We start from the raw sequence: 19,022 nt of genomic DNA, 5'->3' as shown, positions 1-19,022 counted from the left end.
CAAGTGGACTAGGATGATAGAAATAAATCATATTTAATATTTTTTGTCTGTAGATAGAGCAGCGATGGAATTGCCATCGGCTTTTTGATGTTAGAAAAATGGCGCTTTAATAAACAGTAAATATATTTCAGATAGCTACTGAAAGTAATATTAAGCGCCACTTGCAGGCAGAACTACTTGCCAAGAGAATCGAATTAATCCAGATACAGCCTAGATTGAGTTTAGGCTTCTCCTTGCAAAGTGTTAATTTTCCGAAGCGCATAGTAAGCGATCGCCAAGCTAATTCTTGCTTGCTCAATTTCAGATAAATTTGACCACTCGCCCTCATTTATGTTGTTAAGTGCATTTTCTGCTGTTTTTTCTGACTCGTTGCTCCGCATGGCGTAGGCATAAGGACGGGCTAATACCAACAAATCCTCCGAACCCCAACTAGGTAGTAAACCTTGAACACAATTCACTAATTGCTCCGCCATTGACTGCTTAGAGTTGATCATTTCAGTTGTTTTCTGAGCGATCGCTCTCAACAACTCTTGGGGTACACGTGCAGCAAAACTAGTTTGTAAACTTTCTTGAAGCCTAGCAACTATGCTTGGATTTATACTACAATTGTAGTGTTCTGTATTAGCAGTCCACAGCGTATCTAAATGGCTGTAGAAAGCTTGCGAGCGGACAGTGAGTTCATCTTCCAGCACATCTTGAAGAGCGAACTGTTCTTCGAGTTGGGCAAAGTACTCATCTGACTGTTCTTGGGTTGGATTCCAAGGATAAGTTGCATCTTCAGGTTGCAGTAGAGCTTCTAAGAATTCCAAATGCATTTGCGATGGTAAGGTTTGGAAATCATCTGAGCTGTTGATTTTGTTATTCATGTCTCGTCTCCCAATCAATTAATTTGTGGTATTTACAGCTACAACTGCTGGCACATAATTTCCGCACGGGAAATTTAATTTTGTTAGATATATCTGATATTTTTTACTGGATACTACAACTGTAAATAACACGTTCTAAATATTGAAAAACTTAGGAGTCCTCGATTGTAAACTCCCAACAATGACTTCTCATACTACCAAACTTTAATTGCATCCCTGGTTCTAGAGGCACTTCCTGTCGATGGATTTGCTGCCAACCATTAGGGCGTAAAATCCAAGTCGTGCCATAGGTGGACTTTTCTTGCAAGTAATAGGTTCGCACGGGAGTCGCACCAGTGAAAGTATTCCGGCACAATATTTCGGCATGACGTTTAGACACGGATGGTTCGGGAATGACGATATCATTATCTGCCGTGCGACCAATCCGAGTCACTCCACTTTGGAGCGTATAAATATTGTCAGCCGACTTTAGCCAGGCAGCAGGAAACAAAGAACCAATCCCAGGTATAGAAGTTTCTGGTAGTTCCGTAATTCCCTCTTCGTAGCTCCTGAGCAATTCACCATCAAATTCTGGATGTAGGTATAAAACCGGCAACGTCCAAGCAGGTTGGTTGAATTTATAAACTGTTAACAGGTGTTGTCTTGCCTCTGCGACAGCATGATCTATCGGCAGTCGCTTTCTTAAGCCTTGGACAAAAGACTGAATAAAGGAATGACTTTCGTGATCAGCGATTTGATCGCGCATTCCCAAAACAGCAGGCACACCATTACGAATTAAAACTTCTGCCAAACTACTTGAGGGTATAGCTTGTCCTTGAGCAGCAGCAGGTTGTGCTCCCCAACAGGCATTGAAAACAGCGAGCTTTACACCAGTATGGGATAACACTTGTGCTAATTCCATGCCATTAAGACGCATTTCGGGTCGCAAAAACAGATATCCTCCATCTGGTCCTGGTAAACCATGACCAGCGTAAAAGAATATATTGTAAGCTTTTGTTTCTAGCTCTTTAATTAACTGCTGTGGGGTTGGTTGCAAAAGTGTCTTAACAGTACAAAGTGCGTATCCCTGGAAATTACTGCCAACTCCAGAGCCAGTAGCAAGGGTTTGTTCTAAAATCGCAGCTTCTTTGTCTAGCTGGAGGTTTTCATTTTCTCCCAAAACAAGCAAAATATTTAAATCGCGATCAAGTCGCAAACGCGGCAGAGGTTCAACTTCGCTGGTAGTACGACTAAATAAAATGTTTTGGGACAGTGACATTGCTGACTGACCAGCTTCGCGTTGCATAATTTCCCAAGGCAAAGCTATTAACCTTGGATCGCGAATTTCTAATCGAAAACGCAAACGTGTGTTCTGACCCATAGCGATCCCGGAACTGCGTTCCAGACACCCCAAAATCGGCCCGTCGAATACCCAGCGCCACAGACTCATGCCTAAATATTGCATCAGACGACTGGTGTAATTGGTTGTCTGACCAGAAGTAAGAGGAGGTAACTCGTTTGGGGGCATATTTTGGGTTTGAGATGTTACTCCAAAAGCAATGTCTAAGCGACTATGAAGAGCAAACATCTGCTGCCACTCTTGCCATGCATGAGTTAAGCCCGGATGCCAAACGCAATCATGAATCACACGACCACTAGGATAAGGAGCTTCAAAAACGCAAATAGCGAAATTGTCAGGGCCAGTATTGACAAGATGGGAAATCGCCAAGTTCAGAGATGGATTCATTACATAAAAAGCGTAAGATGAAAAATTTTAAATCACAAATAATTATTTTATGAGACAACAATTTGCTTTTTTTAAGTTACTGATGCTGGCTTTTACTTGTACTAATTCGGGCTTTTACTAGTTTATCGATTTTTGACTCACTGCTGTTAACGGCATTAGTATCTTGATGTTGGAACTTTATTCTCAGGTACAAGTGTAGAAGTAGACTCCACAGCTGATGGCTCTTCTCCAGAAGTGACAGCAGTATTACTTGCTAGGCATTGATTAATTTTAGGTGCGGGTGTAGAAATATTGGGCAATGAATTAAACTCGGCTAATTGCATCCTGACTTCTTGTCCCTGCTTTACTATAGGTTTTTTAGCAATGGGAGTTGATAGGGGATTGGATGGATTTGTAGATAGAGTTACTCCTTCTCCCACAGAGCAGACTCGCAAGTACACCCAAGATTTTGGATTTGTTTGTTGAGTGTCATTGAGAATCTGCAACACACTACCAGCTGGGACAATTACCGATTTTGAAGACGAGTCAATTGTAGTAAATGATATTTCATTTGCAGTTTGAATTAGCCCGGCGCGATCGCTTGTCACAGGTGGTGGCGTCGTGACAGTAACAGGAGGAGGATTAGTGCTGGTAATTGGTGGAGCGTCAGGAACTTTCCCCTTTAAAAATCCTCCTTGGCGCAACAAGTATCCCACAAAACCACCAAGGATAACTAAAACTGAAAGAATAACTAACTGTAGTGGTACTTGAGAACGCTTACTAGGTGCAGTATCGGGAATTACTTGAGTTTTTTGGTTGTAGCTAAAACCGTCTGGCTTAACTTGTAGAGTTTGAGACGAAGCCTTGGTCACTGGTGAGATGCTAAAAAACTCAGGCAAGACTTTTGCTAACTTGGTTTCTGGTTCAGAGTACTGAACTTGATAGTGTACTAAAGAAACAGTGACATTATCATGTCCATTGACGGTGTTTGCTATTTCTATCAATCGCTCTGTAATACTTGCTATGTCAGTCTTTGCTTGCAGGAGCGGTAAAATTTCTGTATCCCAATACTGTTCGACACGGTCAAAGTCACTCAAACCATCAGAACACAGCAGGAAAATACAATCTTCATCAAGAATAAAACGCTCGGCAGAGGGATGCAATGAACTGCTAGGACTCATACCCAACGCTTGTACTAAGGAACCGGAAGCACCCTGTTGCACGGCATCTCGGTAAATTGCATAGCCTAAGCGTACTTCACGGGAGGCGACATCGTCATCGAGGGTAACTTGATAGCAACCGTAAGGTGTGATCCAATAAGCACGACTATCGCCAACATGAGCAATATAAATTTCATGCCCAACGGGTAAAGCCATCACTAGGGTTGTTCCCATCCGTTGGCGTCCCTGCCGACTTTCACTGTCGTTGCGCTGGCTGATTTTATCGTTAGCAACAGCAGCTGCCCGCTGTAAGTCTTCTAATAGGAGAATAGGATCTATATGGTCGTAAGGAACTTTAGTCAGTTCCTGTACCTGGTGTTGAATAGTTTCGATTGCTAAATTTGATGCTACATTTCCACCTTCATGTCCACCGATGCCATCACAAACTATTGTCAAAGCACAAGTTTGGGGTGGTTTAGTAATGATGCTACCGCTGTGAGGATAACAGGCATCTTCGTTACGTTGGCGACTTGGCCCTGTGTCGCTTTTAGTCGCAATTGTAATTTTGGGAGATTGGGCTTGCCCTAGTTCTGCCAGTCCTTTATCTAAAACTCTAATTAACTGCTCTGGGGCTTGTATCTCTTTGTCAATTAAATAACGACAAATTTCGCCAAAAAACTCGGTGATCGCTGGTTTTGCTCCTGGCTGCAATTGTTGCCAAAATTCGCCTAATTGAGATAAGCTTGGGACAAAATCTTGAGGTGATGGTAATTCTAGCAACCGAATTAATGATCCTTCCACTCTCAATAATTGGGAGTTCAACAAGCTAGAACCAACGCCTTCACTGACAAGGGGTTGCCACAGATGGGCTATCTGCCAAAGCCAATTTAGTTGGCGCATGGATGTAGCATCACACCAAGCAGAGGTAAATTCGCTATACAAATCTACTTCACTTAAGGCTGTAACGTCTGTAATTTTAATTGGAGATTTTTCTAAAAGTAGTATTTCTCGTTCTTGCTGCCCATCAAAAAGTGGCAATACTCCGTATACCTGCGGTATATACAAGCGGTAGGAAAATAGTCTTAAATAAGGTCTAATAGCTTGTAATTTTTCTGGATCTGGTGTTTGAGGTAAATAACCAGGTTTGGTATCTAAAACAATAGATCTATTTATGACTAAATAGCGATCATCTAATACATCTCCCCTTTGACCCAAGTTCAATCCATCTGTGACAGCCCAAAGGAAGCGTTTAGGTAAGGGTGTAGAGCATCGCTGGCAGAAGTTGTGGGTAAGAGGATTGAGAGCCTGACAATTTTCATTTGGGCAGTAGAGCGTAGCCGCATCATTTTCCATAGTTTTCCCACCGATCTGCAATTGGCAATTTCTTCAACATTACTGGCAGCGGTACTCTCAACCGCTGATGTTTACTTAATCTAGATCTATCCAACTTTGGATCATGATTTTAACTTGCAAAAGAAGCTAGGTGCTAAGGTCGGTCTAAACAATGTCCTCAGTCCACCTGAAGTTTCCTCTATGGGCTACTCCACCACCAGACCGGCTCAATTCACAACCAGCTATCAATCCATAAAGGTTACCATAATGAGATTTTTTAGAATAATTACCCCTATAGAAAGAAGAGAATGTACTGTTATTTCTTTTAGTTTGTAAGTAGGTAGGTGCCAATAAACTGATGAAGACAGCTAAATAGCTAGTCTTCACTTTGTCGCAATGTGTTATTGCCAAAGTATTAAGTTTATTTTGCCTGCTACTTTAACTGCAAATTTAACATATCTCATCTGTGAAAGTGTAATGGAAGATAACAAAGAAAAAAAAATTCATCGCACCGCCAATCCTGGTGATGTAATCTCTGAACAGCCACAAACAATCGAAGAAAAATCCCAGCAACAAGCGGTAAATGCCCCCGATATCACAGGCGATCAAATTGAGGTACCGACTTACTTTGTTGTAGAAGAGCCGGATGGTGAAAAAAAAGCGTTACATCATGTTAAAGATGCTGAAGAAATATCAGACGTGATTCGAGAAGCACGAGTTGATGAAGAAGGAAATCGGCAGTGGTGGTAAAAGAGTGAGTGGAAATTAATGCTTAGAGATGAAGAGGTAGAAATAAAAATTAAAATTTTCTCAAAGCATCACTCATGATGGTATCGGTTTTAGTTCTGATTCATTAGTCCGTAGATCACAAGCAAGTCTCAGCCAAGCTTTTGTTTTGGCTGAGGTTCTAATTACTGAGTCAAAACAGTACTCTGAATCTAAATCAAAACCCAAATTTGATTGGAAAACTCTAGTACTGTTTTTGTTAATTTATATGTTGTATCAGCAATCGCTACATTTCTCAATAGTTTGAGTTAGCGTTTTGTCTTTGGATGTTGTATCTGCTCTGAGCTAGTTGTTGACAGCTAGGTTAAATAGGTGTAGACAAAACTTTTCTTAAATTCATCTTGTCTTTATTTTTGTAAGTTATTAAAGTTACTATGTCACCCAGATGGTTTTTTGCAAAACTGAACACTAGCCATATTCATTAGAAATTAAATTTATTAAGTTTTATTAAGAAATTTAGGAGTTGATAAAGTCATTACTTACAACTCCTAACTGATAAGTGTTGAGATCTTACTCAGGTGCGACTTGAGGAAGTCCCATACTATAATTTGTGACGCGGGAAGCAAGATTGTAGCTAATTTCGCCTTTTTGCAGAAGCGATCGCATAAAATGCTCCAACTCAGAGCCTATGCGGCGTAAATTATAGTCTATTAGGTCTGCACCACTAGATGCCTCTACCAGTTCATCAAATTTGTGATAAACCTTTTGTAAAGCATCTTCATTCCAGATAAATTCGTTGTCTGGGTCAACATCCAACGTTAAAACCTGATTACTGGGAACCAACTCGCCATCCCGATCTAGTTCAGCCGCAAAAATACGGATGTGTCGGGTTGTGGACTTGAGGAGCATTGGGTTGTCGTCCATAACAGTGTCAAATTGGGGTTATCGCAGTTTCTTGTTTGAATAGAATACAAGCAAACACTCACGTAATGCTACGGGCAGCCTAATACTGATCGGGGTTTTACTTTTTGGTTGGGAATAGTTCTATTTTAATCCCTATTGAGGATTGACATGAAACAAAATCTTTACGCTGAAAATTATTGCAGATGCTTTTGGTGAGCTTGAATCTCCTCGAATCTTTAGCTAAGATGGTCGCCAAAACCCCTAAACAGAAGTGGGAATGCCTTTTTTGTCAGCATAGGCAATTATTCTTCCTACGTCAATTGTCAATTTGTCTCGTTTGTGGGGTTGAAATTTTATGTCTTGCCAAACTAAATGTGTGATTAACCTATTGATTAATTTAGTTGTTAAGATTGACTGGCTCCTCTGTGAAGCCATGCCATGGCAGAAAAGCAAGAAACTGCTGTTGAGGCTCTACATCGATAAAAAGGACAGCAGTACGAGCCGGATGCGCACTTGTGTACTCTTATGATTGGCTTGTCCACCTATCAAGTTCTGAGTATATAGTAACTTTGTTCGCATCAGGCGTGAATAGTTTATGGAGGGTTGTGCTAGCCATAATGGCAAATGTTTTTCCTCCGACAAATTTTTATCTTTGATGATGAACAAAAAAATTGCTTTTTGCTTTAGCAGCAAGGAATTCTACCTATGTAAATGCTAATGCATATTTATACTCGACTTCTGCAATTGGTAATGAATTAAAGTAAGATACTTGGCGAATCATTAAAATCATGTCTATAATTGTCTTCCCAAAAAGAATTTTAGTTTTTGCTAACTATGTCTATCAATCTTGTTTATCTGGTAAGAATGAAAATTTCGTACATCCAGTAATTTTACGTAATTTAGGCACAATAACGTCTGGCTTTCATGAATGTAGAGAAAATCAGCGATTTTACTTACGTAAAAATACTAAATTTTCAGTAAAAACTCAAACTGTTATTGACGTGGAGATAAAGTTGATGTAAAAACCTTTAAAAAGCTAGAACTAGTTCTTACAGAAACTTTATTGTATACAATCTTAAAAACTGAATAATAGTTATGGCTTGATTCAACCACAGCAAGGTGCTGCAATATTTGAGCCTTGACAAGAAACTTGACAGTAGTAAAGTTTAGCTATAAAAAATACGCAGGAGAGAAAAAATGAGATACAAATTTTGTTTCTCTAAAACAGAGGGTTAATTCAAATATTTTAGTTCTGAAAAAAACATAAAGATTTTTTGCTTGTAGGTATAGCTCTCTCACCCCAATCACTATAAAGTAAAGGAATCCTAACAGCTATGAACTCTAAAGCCTTACCACGTCAAATAAATAATATCGAAGTAGGTGTTTATGAGTGTGAAATACATCTGAAGTTCCGATTAATAGAAGAAAAAAGTTTATTGGGCGATCGCGAGCAATTGTTACAAGTGCTACTCGATGCTTTAACTGAAGGTTCTGATGACTTTTTAGAAACCCTACAAGCCTCTGTAAAAGCGCAAGAAATTTCAGAGCTTAAAGCTTCACCACAAATGCGACGCCAATTAATGCGCCTGCGAAATTCTAATGAAAATACTTAATGATGAAAGTTGTAATTGCTAGCAGTGGTGTAACTTTTAACTAGTAGGTAGCAATTATTTTTGGGTTTGCTTACCAGCTTATCCACTCTCTCAACAAGACAGTAGCCTTCACCTTTGTATGATGGATAGGTGTTTTCAAGCTTAGTGTGCCGCGCTTATTGTTTTTCAAAGGTTTCAGATTTTGAAATTATATTTCCAGGTATCTACTAGAACCAGCCCTCTTCTTTACTATTTGTCGAGGTATTAGCTATTAACAATTTTGCTTACAGATTTTACTTATTTGACGGATTTCTGTTTTGCTGAGTCAAAACTAAGGGTGCCACAGTTCTCAAAACTTGGGATTTTAAATCTGACTTGTGGATGGTGAACTGCTAAATCATACCGAGTCAGCTCTTGAACTATCAATTTCAACTTATATAGATATTAATATCTAAAGAAGGTGGGATAGTTACAGTGGTAGTGGTTTCCCATTATGATCTCAAGTGCGGTTTCTAACCACCACAATTGTGAATAGTGTTGTGGTTAGAAGCCACATAAAATATAATTGACAAAACAAAATACTTTATTTGGCAAGACCGTGTTCGAGGGCAAAACGAACCAGTTCAGTACGGCTATTTGTACCAGTTTTACTAAACAAGCGGCTGACATACTTTTCAACGTTGCGAACACTAGTGTCCAATCGCCTGGCTATTTCTTTATTCATTAACCCTTCTGCTACCAAATTTAAAACACTTTGTTCTCTAGGGGTCAAGTCTATTGTGAAAGGTGGTGGAGATTGAGCTAGCGCATTTTTTTGAGTTAATAGTGCCTTAATTTGAGCAATTTGATTCGCTAAATCGGCAATATCGGGTGTTTCGCCCTCTTCGATCGCAGTTTGAGTTTTAGTAGCGCGGCGAGCGAGCAAGTTTTCAACTATTGCCACTAATTCATCAGGATCGAAGGGTTTGGGCAAATAAGCATCAACTCCGGCTTGATAACCTTGGATGCGATCAGTTGTCATGCCTTTAGCCGTCAGAAAAACCACTGGCAGTACCTGGAAACGAGGATCTTCGCGCAATTGCTTGAGGAACTGATAACCATCCACCTGAGGCATCATGATGTCAGAAATCACAAGGTCAGGCATACTTTGTTGCATCAATTCCCAGCCTTCGCGAGCGTTACTGGCAACTTGAACGCTGAAACCGCTTTCTTGTAGATAATCTTTCACTGCTTCACGCAATCCCGGTTCATCATCTACCAGTAACAGTTGTGCTGACATCTAAAATTTCCTTTGTTCATCATTTATTTAAATTTAGCGAAAATAAGCAGCCTATTGTGAAAGCAAATGAGCTTAACTTTGATTTAAATACTTGGGAGTAAATTTTTATAAAGTTTTGATATCAACAGGGGGTATTCTACAACCCCTGTATTGTTGGTTTCTAAATTTTGTATATAATCTTTTACTAATGATGAAATTGAAATTTTCCTTGTTTAGAGTGGAGACAGATTTGAGCACGGGCTACGATTGTTGCTACCTGCCTTCTTAAAATATGGTAACCTGACGAGAAGAACTGGCGAAGATTGCAGCCAATTGTTTTCAAGCAATGTTCTTCTTGATGAGGGTGAGTGTATTCAAAATTTAACACTCCTGAATCGTTGATCATCCAACTGATACGATGCGCAACAAGTTGCAATTGCTGCAAATCGTACTCAGTAAATTGATGAGACTGATAAGTACCAATATGCAGCACTCCAATCATACCCTTTTTTATCGGTATCGGTATACCGACAAGAGATTTAAGATCCTTGTTGCGCAAAATTGGGCTGATCACCTCTACTTCCGATAAGTTATTCACTGTCATTGGTTTCATGGTTGCGGCAATTTGACCGGCAAAACCTTTCCCAATGGGAATACGGATTTGCTGTACTATCTCTTCCTCCAGTCCGATTGTGGCGTACACAGCTAACTGCTGATGGTTTTGGACAGGTATCAAAAACGTGACGGTATCTACAGACAAATACTCTTTTACCCACTCTAGCTCCTTTTGTAGGGATAGAGTCAGTCGTGTTTTTCCATCACTCGGTTTCTGACCTATCAATACCTTCCAACCTTTATAGAATCTTTGTAAACCAACATGATCTGCCCAGAACATTAGTACTTAACCTCAGTAAATATAGAGTTTGAAATGGTTATGACATTGCTGAAAATTATAGCTTTTTTAGAAATTGACGAGGTATGGCAATCATAATATCGTTATCAGACTGAACATTATAGCTTTGAATGAATGTGTATTTGGTCACTACTCCATTGGAAGAATGATAGCTACAAGTAACGATTTTGCAATTATCTTATTCAACTTCTATAGGACTCATATTTGATTTTTGAAAAACATGTAGGGTGTGTGATTGTAGATAGTACTTAGTAGTAGTAACGCACCAAGATTATGCAGTGTGTTACGGCTATTTCTCATTCTCTTAAACTCTCATATTCTTGCATAGCCGTAACACACCCTACTGTAAAAATCCACTCATATAATATTTGGTAGTGAGAAGTTAGAAATTATCACAGCATTTCAATTATCTTTGCTGTTTCTGGTATTTTGGCTTCCCTTTGTCCGGTAGCACGAGCCATAGCAGTAAACAAACCAATAGGAGTATTTAATAAGTCTGCTAGTGAGGCTGTGCCAGCCAAAATTTTGATGCTATGTTTTGGTAATTCCTTTAATAACCAACGCGCTGACCGATAACCGTATTCTTTAAGTGTAATGTCCCGCATTAACTCCACGCCGTATAACTCATGCAAATAGCGGTTAGAACGCCCGTAGCGTCGCCATTGACTTTCTAATTCTTTAAGTGTGTTGCGGTGGCGATGCTGCACGATCGCTTCAGGAGCAAATTCCAAACGCCCAATATTTTCTTGTTGAATTCGCCAACAGATATCAGCGTCGCCACCAGAATCAAGATAGGGACGAAATAAACCTGCTTTTTGCAGTGCTTGTCGTCGGATTGCTAAATTTGCAGTTTGACCGTACGGACAAAACTTATGGGTGAGAGTATGTTTTTGCGATAGAGTTTCTTGGCGAGCGGCAAATTGTTCTAGTAAGTTGTTTGGGGGTAGTGCCCTAATTTCACCGGCAACGATCGCTATATCAAGATTAATAAAAGGCGCAATTAATGATTCTAACCATTTTGGCTGTGGGCGACAGTCAGCATCAGTAAAGGCGATGATTTCGCCAGTGGCAGCACGAACACCTTTGTTGCGAGCGGCGTAGGAGCTTTGAATTTGGTTTTCACTCTCTATGCGAATGAGTGAGGAAAAATTTTCAGCAATTTCTTGCAAGATCACAGATGTGCGATCGCTACTGTTATTGTCTATCAGCAAATATTCCAGTTGTTGATTTGGATAAGTTTGAGCTAGCAGGCAATTAATCAACTCTGGTAAATCAGCTTCACCGTTATAAATAGGAATAACCAGTGATACCTTTGGTAAAAAGGCGTCACTGGTGGTTGCATGAACTGGTTCATTCATAAGTTCAAGTCTTAGATTTGGGATGATTAGTAGCTAGTAGTTAATGTTTAGTAGAATTTTTTACTAACCGCTAACCACTAACTAATATTTCGTTTTTAGTATTCCCAATTCTTAATCCTGAACGAATTTAAAATCGCAAATCATTAGCGCGAGCGCTGATTGGTTTTTGAGATGGTTGATTTTGTAAAGGCTTGGCAAAGTGATTGCTAGAGAGAATTGCCAAAGCACGGGTATAATGAGGGTCGTTTTGAGTTCCTAATAAATCTGGGTTAGAGGCTAACTGACGCTGTTGCTCCTCTGTTAAGTCTAGTTTTATATCAGGCGCAATTCCTTTATGACTAATATCCGTTCCTTGAGGAGTGTAATAATGGGCGATGGTGATTGCTACACCAGAACCATCTGCTAATTCATGTACTGATTGTACTAAGGCTTTGCCAAAGGTTTGAGTGCCAATGACTGTCGCTCGTTTATTATCCTTGAGTGCGCCTGCTAGGATTTCGCTGGCACTAGCTGAGTTGTTATCCACAAGTACGACAAGGGGGCGGTTAGTTAAAGCAGTTTGATTTGCTTTTGTTTGATCGCTAGCACCTTTTCGATCTACTGTACGAACGATGGGGCCGTCATTTAACCACATCCGGGCAATTTCAATACTCGCTTGCAATAAACCACCAGGATTGCCGCGCAAATCCAAGACAAAGCCATTGACTTGTTTACTATTTAAATCGCGGATAGCTCGTCGCATTTGATCGGCAGCATGTCCGCTGAATTCTCGTAAGCGGATATAACCAACACGGCGATTACCTTCTTGCTTGAGAGCGTAACGCACCGTAGGCACTTCTATGGTTGCCCGTGTCAGCTTTAAGTCAAAAGCATTTTGCCCATCCCTTTGCAAGCGCAAGGTTATAATTGTACCCGCCCTACCTCGAATCAACTTGGAAGCATCTTCGATTTTCATTTGTAGGGTGGATTTACCATTAATCGCCACAATCTCATCTCCAGGCTTGACTCCCGCTTTGATTGCTGGCGAATTTTCTAAAGCTTCTACAACTGTTAATCGCTTGGTTTTTTCATTCATTTCCATCCTGATGCCAATACCAGAGACTTCTCCAGATGTTTGGCTAGTCAGGGCTTCAAACTGTTTAGGATCCATAAACCGAGTGTACGGATCGTTTAACTGTTGTAAAGCTTCGCGAATAGCGACGTAAGCTTGTTCGCGGGAAGTATATTCTTTGCTCAAGAGATTGAGCCTTATTGCCTGCCAATTTTTTTTGTTAAACGAACCATCTACATATTCACGATTTACCAGTTGCCATACTTGGTCAACTACTTGTTTAGGGCTATCTTGTAGTGCTGCACGAACAGAACGACACCAAACTGTTCCAAATACGGATAAAGTAGCTGTGGAAGCGATCGCTCCTCCAACCAAAGCTACTTGCAGCAGCGAGTAACGTTTTGTAGATTGTTTCATGTATATTAGCTGGAATAATTGTGTTGTTGACAATGTAGCAATCAAGCTTTTTAGAAATTTATAAGTTTTCCTACTGAGCTATAACTTTTTTCATTTTTTTCCTTTAAAGAGTCCTGAAAATACTGCGTCAACTTTCAAGAAGTTTACTTGTCTTCGTTAACTTGCAAGTCAGCTTACTGTATTTATATAGCACTTTCATCAGTGCTAAATTTGCACTCATTATTACCTAATAGTAGATTTTACTAGGCTAACTTAATTCTAAAGATTAAGAAGTTTCAGGAACTTAAATTTTATATAAATCCGTCATGAACCGTAAAGTTCAAGGTAGTCAAGTTCACCTTCGTAAAATCCTAGTAGGTAAAAGGTGGGGATTTTTACGAAAAATAGCTATTTGGCTGAGTCTTCTCCTTAGCATTTGGCCAGTGTTTATCACTATAACGTTAGTTTCAGCATCTTCCAAGCCAGTAGATGCCTTATTTGTACTTGGTGGTAGTATTCGTAGGGAAATTTATGTTGCCAAATTAACAAAACACTACCCACAAACTCAAATTTTAATTTCTCAGGGTTCGGCAGAACCCTGCGTTTGGCTAATTTTTCAAAAGGAATTAGCTCCAATGAATAATGTAACTTTGGAGCAGTGCGCTAATTCAACTTTTGATAATTTTTACTATGGTATCCCTATTTTGCGTCGCTGGAATGTGCATAAAGTCATGTTAATTACTTCTCCAACACACTTACCACGAGCTAAGTGGCTAGGACAGATTCTTTTTGGTGCACATGGAATTTGGATGGAAACAGAAATTGTCCAAGAGCGTGGAATTCCTGGTAATAGAGAATTTTGGCTGAAAACTGGACTAGATATGACTCGCAGCTTTTTGTGGGCAGGGCTAAGTCAGATTATTCAGCCTCAATGCTTGGAAGTAAAAAGATTAGAAGATGTGGATATGGAAGCTTGGCAGCGTCAGGGTTTTCGCTGTGAACGGCAGGGAAATTTAAAGTTACAAAGTGATAATAGAATCAAAAGTAGTGAGTGATTCAAGATTAGAAATTGAGAAATTATAGTAGTCTTTCCTCAATACACAGTATGCCTTTAATGTCTGCAGAGCACGAACGACTAACTAATACTAGAACCAACAAAAAAGAGTAATAATTTTCATCAAGTCAAATTGTTTAAAAACATTGAGGATTATTCTCAAGGATATTAGAGTATTTCAAAATGTAAAACTACCTTGCTTGAAATTAGACTGAATAGCGATCGCTAAAATTGTCGATAAAGGCACGTCAGCAAAATATTGGCGCTGAAATTGTTCTTCACGGACAGCGGCTAAAAATTGGGCAATGGCAGCCTCTGCAAGAGTTGAATCAGTCTTTGTATCTTGGCTGATTTGCAAATAAAGGTCTTGTCGTTGGACTGTAAAACCTAGATATTTTAGGGCTTGGAATCCCAAATGCAAGCTAGAGTTGCTTATTCCTAATTTCTGTAAAAGTTGAACACGCTTGACTAATTGATTAGTACGGCTGAGATATTTGGCAATTCCTACAAGCGTTAGCCAAATTTGCTCTGGCGGTTGGCGTTCGGGTTTCGACCATGCGATCGCCAAAGGTTGCTGATTGTGAAGCGATCGCCTCAACCATGCCCGTAAATCATCCCAGCTTGTAGGGCATTCTTTGAGGAGGAGTGGGTGAGAGTGAGTGAGGGGAAAAGTAGGAATATTGCGCCAGTCCAAGATTGGTATAGCTGGTTGAGTTACTCGTGCAAATTGTTCACTCGGACGTACAGCAATTAATCGAATTTCGTAGCGTTTTTTGAAGGTATTGTAGTCCAACTCTGCGATGCAATCACATTGCCCCGATGGTAATTCATCTTTATAGTGTCCCCACCATACACCAGGGAAAGGATTTTTTGTCGAGTTATCCCGAATATCAAACTCAGTTTTAATGTACTGCACTTTTTTTCCTTGCCAATCTTGTTGGTTGCGATGCCAAGCATTTTCAAACCAGCAGTTTTGGAGCAGTAACTTTGGCACAGGATTACCCATGCCACAGGGTTCTAGCAGTTTTAGTTCCAAAAATAATTCTTTGCCCAAATCTGCTACTGACACCGCTAAGTCTGCTTGTATTGTTGGTGTTAGGGTTGCACCTGCCAAAGTTTGCCGCAGTTGCTGGTTAATTGCCTCTGTAAATAAAGGAATATTCTCAACTGGTAAACTTAAACCTGCTGCATAGGGGTGTCCGCCGAAGCGATGCAAAAGATGGGCTTGGTTTTTCACCAGTTGGTATAAATCGACTGAGTTGATGGAGCGGGCAGAACCACGAGCGAGAAGAGGAGGGGGGGAGGGGGGGAGTGTGGGAGTGGGAGAAGAATTCTTCTCCTTATCTATGCCAGTCGCTACAACGGAGGGAACCTCCGCAACGCGCTGGCTCCCTTGTCTCCTTGTCCCCTTGTCCTCTTCTGTCTCCGTGTCAGTTTCCGTACTCAACAAAATTGTCGGTTTTCCTGTCTCCTGTGCTACTTGCCCTGCGACTAAGCCCAAAACACCAACAGCCCACTGGGAATCTGATAAGACTATGACGCTGGTAGTGGATAAGTCCATTTGGTTAAGCTTTTGCTTGACTTGCTCTACCACTTCTTTTTGTAGGGACTTGCGGCGAGAGTTGGCTAATTCTGTAACTTCTGCCAGTTGATTGACACGCTTAGGGTCGCGGCTAGTCAGTAATTCTACGCAGAATCTAGCATCGCCTTGAATGCGGCTAACGGCATTAATGCGTGGGCCAAGACCAAAGGAAATATCTGTGGGGCGATCGCCACTTTTTTGGCACAATTCTAACAATCGCCCTACTCCCGGACGCCGCCGCAGTGACGGAGGTTGCTTAAAATCTTCTTGCAGTCGCTCAATTCCCAACTGTGCCAAATAGCGACAATCTCCACTCAACTGTACTAAATCAGCAATTAGTCCCACAGCTACTAAATCCAATAAATCTTCTAAAGATTGTTGCGGGACATTTGGCAAGGTTTGATACAAAGCCTCCACCAACTTATAAGCGACTGCCACTCCAGAAAGATGAAATAATTGATGTTCACTTGGCAAATAGCGGGGGTTGATAATGGCAGTTACAGGAGGGCGTTGCGGCGGCAGGGTGTGGTGGTCTGTAACAATAATATCTAAACCTAGTTGTTGAGCATAAATAATTTCATCAATATTTGTGCTGCCCGTATCGCAAGTCACAATTAACGTGCAGCCTTGTTTAGCTAAATTATCAATGCCTTGATAGTTAAGTCCGTGAGATTCAGTGAGGCGATTAGGGATGTAGTAAATTAACTGCGTATTTTGAGCAAAAAACTGCCCCAAACCATCCCACAGTACAGCCGTGGAAGTAATGCCATCAGCATCGAAGTCTCCCCAAATCGCGATTTTTTCACCAGTTTTCCATGCCCTTTGCAACCGTTCCACCGCCAGTTGCATTTCTTGCCCAAACTCAAATGGGCTTGCTGGTTGATAAGCTTTTGGATTGACAAAAGCCGTTAGCTGCGAAGCATCTCGTATGCCTCGCTGCCATAACAACTGCGCCGCAAAATAGCCGCTTGATGTAGGTGTATACTGCTTAATCGCTTGTAAGAACCACTCCGGTGGTTTTTCATCTGATGCAAGAATCCACTGCATATAGTTAATGGTTAAGGGTTAATGGTTAATGGTTAATAGCAATGAACAATTAACTATTAACAATTAACTATTAGCTATTACCAACTAAACAGGCGTTTGTTCATCAGTGATGTGAGATTCACTGATTAAGGCATTGAGGGCAACTTCACTAGCAACGCCTTCGGGTTTGCGAGTGCGGATTGGGCGAGAGCGTTTATAACCAGCCCTTTCAGCTTTTTGGCGCTCGTAATCAATGAGTCTGCCATAATGCTCATGTCTGCTTAGATTCATCGACAAGAAAATATGCTGGCGAATATTACCAAAACCTTTGCGGGTAAAAAACTTGACTGCTGAATCATTTTCTGGATCGGTGTCTACTAACATGAATCTCGCCCCATCTTCAATCATGCGGGCGATGACTGTATCAACAAGTTTGTCTCCTACTCGGCGACGCTGGAATCTGGGACTGACTCCTAACCATAGAATATATCCGTAAGTCCAAGAAGCCTTAGTAATAATAGTTCCTAAAATAAATCCTGCTAATTGCCCGTCGATTTCGGCAACAAGGCAGTATTCTGGATCGGTATTGTAAAGCCCAATCACCTCCCACTCATCCCAGCAACGGTATAGATAGGGATATAAATCACTAGTAAATAATTCTTCTCCTAAATGATAAACGGGGGCTATATCGTCAATTCCTAATTCGCGGACATAAACCGCATCAAATTCTTGTGGAAGCATAAAATAGTAGGGATTAGGGGTTAGAGGCTAGGGGCTAGGAGCTAGAAAATTAAAAAGTAAAAATTTTTAATTTTACATTTTTAATTTTTAATTGATTTGTCCCCAGTCCTTAGTCCCTTTACAGTGATACTTCTTGAATGTTAGCGAGATTCAGTAGGTTAAGGTTCACTGCATTGGGAGAAGAATTTGTCACAGATGTCAGTTCAGAATTGGTGCGATCGCGATCGCATCTCGTTGCAAACTGGCAATACTCGCAAGCTTTGTTACCCTCTGGTACTTGCGGAAAATCTTCTCCCTGGTGGTAACGTTCTAGCCATTGGTTTAATTTACTTAATAATTGTGTAAGTTTCTTAGCTGTTTTCTCGTGTTGAGCAGTACTATAACTAAATTTAATACTTTGCGGCTTACCTTCAGACTGGACAAACCAGTAAGTCATGGAAATATTTTCTGGTAGATAATCGCTGGTTTCAGCTAATACGTAAGTATATAGACGTGTTTGCCAATTTTGTTCTAATTTGCGTTTATTTGGTAGTTTGGGATAAGTTTTCCAATCAAAAATTTGTGCTTGCTGGTTATCTGCTATTAATAAATCGTACACAACTGTCAGTAAATAATTTTTAACTTGCAGTGTGCGATAGTGTTCGCTTTCACGAAAAATTTGACTATCGACAACAGGCAATAAAATTTCTGGCGCGGCACTGGCAAAAGCTGTCATCCAAGTTTGCAGTTGTGGATCTGCTTGCAAGAAACCATCAATTGATAAACCCATTTCTCGCTGCTGCATCAACAAGTGAAAGCGACTCCCCAAGGTTTGGTGTTTTTCGCGTTCTGGATTGGCAGGAGAATGAAGTTGTTCTAGATAGGTGTGTTGGAATTGGCGGGGACAACGTTCTAAGAGATTAAGTTGTCCCTGGGAAAGTCGCATTAGTTGAGGTTGAGTGGATAGCATACTTTTAGGTTAGCGAAGCGGAAGAAATAACTCTGACAAAGGAATTGCAAGGTTTGGGAAAGCTAAAGGTATCACAGTTGCATCTGTGTTGAGAATAATTTTTGATTCATAACCTGACTGACTGGGATTACGGCAATTATATGTTTGGTGTTTCACTATATCTAGAATTCAGTAGTCAGAAATATTAGCTCTGGCATAAACAGGGACTTTTTCTGAGCAGTCAATTTCTAAATTTGAATAAGAAACTTCAATAAGTAGTAGAATTTCGTTGGGACTGGGATGGCGATCGCTATATTCATTTGGATCTATGCAAACCACAACAATATCGGCTTCAGGTTCAGACGTAGCCAGGGTATTAGTCATTGTTTTTATAACTAAAATATACAAATTTTTGTGTTTTGAACTGATTA

15 protein-coding genes are annotated in these 19,022 nt (G+C 40.4%); 3 read left to right on the top strand and 12 right to left on the bottom strand.

Going from position 1 to position 19,022, the window contains the following annotated elements; genetic code table 11:
- Nucleotides 1–221: 221 nt before the first annotated feature.
- The 3 genes from U2718_RS29200 to U2718_RS29190 all read right to left on the bottom strand — a co-directional run bounded on the left by U2718_RS29200 (nucleotide 222) and on the right by U2718_RS29190 (nucleotide 5,084).
- Complete coding sequence (locus U2718_RS29200; protein ID WP_342000907.1) at nucleotides 222–866, bottom strand: hypothetical protein; 645 nt, start codon at nucleotides 864–866, stop codon at nucleotides 222–224.
- A gap of 151 nt (nucleotides 867–1,017) precedes the next feature.
- Nucleotides 1,018–2,592, bottom strand: coding sequence for a CHAT domain-containing protein (locus U2718_RS29195; RefSeq protein WP_342000906.1), 1,575 nt, complete (start codon nucleotides 2,590–2,592; stop codon nucleotides 1,018–1,020).
- A gap of 155 nt (nucleotides 2,593–2,747) precedes the next feature.
- Complete coding sequence (locus tag U2718_RS29190; protein ID WP_342000905.1) at nucleotides 2,748–5,084, bottom strand: PP2C family protein-serine/threonine phosphatase; 2,337 nt, start codon at nucleotides 5,082–5,084, stop codon at nucleotides 2,748–2,750.
- A gap of 456 nt (nucleotides 5,085–5,540) precedes the next feature.
- On the opposite strand from U2718_RS29190, the gene U2718_RS29185 reads away from it, so the two are divergent.
- Nucleotides 5,541–5,813: a hypothetical protein gene (locus tag U2718_RS29185; protein ID WP_342000903.1), complete on the top strand. Its 273-nt coding sequence runs from the start codon at nucleotides 5,541–5,543 to the stop codon at nucleotides 5,811–5,813.
- Between the two features lie 546 nt (nucleotides 5,814–6,359).
- On the opposite strand, the gene U2718_RS29180 is transcribed toward U2718_RS29185, so the two are convergent.
- A complete protein-coding gene (locus U2718_RS29180) occupies nucleotides 6,360–6,713 on the bottom strand; it encodes an NAD(P)H-quinone oxidoreductase subunit M (RefSeq protein WP_342000901.1) in 354 nt (117 codons plus the stop codon).
- Between the two features lie 1,313 nt (nucleotides 6,714–8,026).
- Between U2718_RS29180 and U2718_RS29175 the strand changes: the two genes are divergently transcribed.
- Nucleotides 8,027–8,305, top strand: coding sequence for an Npun_R1517 family heterocyst differentiation transcriptional regulator (locus tag U2718_RS29175; protein WP_342000899.1), 279 nt, complete (start codon nucleotides 8,027–8,029; stop codon nucleotides 8,303–8,305).
- A gap of 562 nt (nucleotides 8,306–8,867) precedes the next feature.
- Here U2718_RS29175 and U2718_RS29170 read toward each other — a convergent pair.
- From U2718_RS29170 to ctpB, 4 genes are all read right to left on the bottom strand, one after another.
- Complete coding sequence (locus U2718_RS29170) at nucleotides 8,868–9,563, bottom strand: response regulator transcription factor (protein ID WP_342000897.1); 696 nt, start codon at nucleotides 9,561–9,563, stop codon at nucleotides 8,868–8,870.
- 184 nt (nucleotides 9,564–9,747) lie between these two features.
- Complete coding sequence (locus tag U2718_RS29165; RefSeq protein WP_342000895.1) at nucleotides 9,748–10,437, bottom strand: GAF domain-containing protein; 690 nt, start codon at nucleotides 10,435–10,437, stop codon at nucleotides 9,748–9,750.
- Between the two features lie 410 nt (nucleotides 10,438–10,847).
- Nucleotides 10,848–11,813: a glycosyltransferase gene (locus U2718_RS29160; protein ID WP_342000893.1), complete on the bottom strand. Its 966-nt coding sequence runs from the start codon at nucleotides 11,811–11,813 to the stop codon at nucleotides 10,848–10,850.
- A gap of 127 nt (nucleotides 11,814–11,940) precedes the next feature.
- Nucleotides 11,941–13,281: a carboxyl-terminal processing protease CtpB gene (gene ctpB / locus U2718_RS29155; RefSeq protein ID WP_342000890.1), complete on the bottom strand. Its 1,341-nt coding sequence runs from the start codon at nucleotides 13,279–13,281 to the stop codon at nucleotides 11,941–11,943.
- A 305-nt stretch (nucleotides 13,282–13,586) separates the two neighbouring features.
- On the opposite strand from ctpB, the gene U2718_RS29150 reads away from it, so the two are divergent.
- Nucleotides 13,587–14,315: a YdcF family protein gene (locus U2718_RS29150; RefSeq protein WP_342000888.1), complete on the top strand. Its 729-nt coding sequence runs from the start codon at nucleotides 13,587–13,589 to the stop codon at nucleotides 14,313–14,315.
- A 177-nt stretch (nucleotides 14,316–14,492) separates the two neighbouring features.
- Here U2718_RS29150 and U2718_RS29145 read toward each other — a convergent pair whose 3' ends face one another.
- The 4 genes from U2718_RS29145 to U2718_RS29130 form a co-directional block, all read right to left on the bottom strand.
- Nucleotides 14,493–16,943: a single-stranded-DNA-specific exonuclease RecJ gene (locus U2718_RS29145; RefSeq protein ID WP_342000886.1), complete on the bottom strand. Its 2,451-nt coding sequence runs from the start codon at nucleotides 16,941–16,943 to the stop codon at nucleotides 14,493–14,495.
- Nucleotides 16,944–17,027: 84 nt separating this feature from the next.
- On the bottom strand, nucleotides 17,028–17,663 hold the full coding sequence (locus tag U2718_RS29140) for a GNAT family N-acetyltransferase (protein WP_276749943.1): 636 nt from the start codon (nucleotides 17,661–17,663) through the stop codon (nucleotides 17,028–17,030).
- Between the two features lie 118 nt (nucleotides 17,664–17,781).
- Nucleotides 17,782–18,612, bottom strand: coding sequence for a PD-(D/E)XK nuclease family protein (locus U2718_RS29135; protein WP_342000881.1), 831 nt, complete (start codon nucleotides 18,610–18,612; stop codon nucleotides 17,782–17,784).
- Nucleotides 18,613–18,780: 168 nt separating this feature from the next.
- The gene (locus tag U2718_RS29130) at nucleotides 18,781–18,999 is read right to left on the bottom strand and encodes a Uma2 family endonuclease (RefSeq protein WP_342000880.1); all 219 of its coding nucleotides are present in this window, start codon (nucleotides 18,997–18,999) and stop codon (nucleotides 18,781–18,783) included.
- Nucleotides 19,000–19,022: the final 23 nt, after the last annotated feature.

The organism is Chlorogloeopsis sp. ULAP02 (assembly GCF_038404745.2).
GTDB lineage: Bacteria > Cyanobacteriota > Cyanobacteriia > Cyanobacteriales > Nostocaceae > Chlorogloeopsis.
This window is presented reverse-complemented; position numbering and strand designations above follow the sequence as displayed.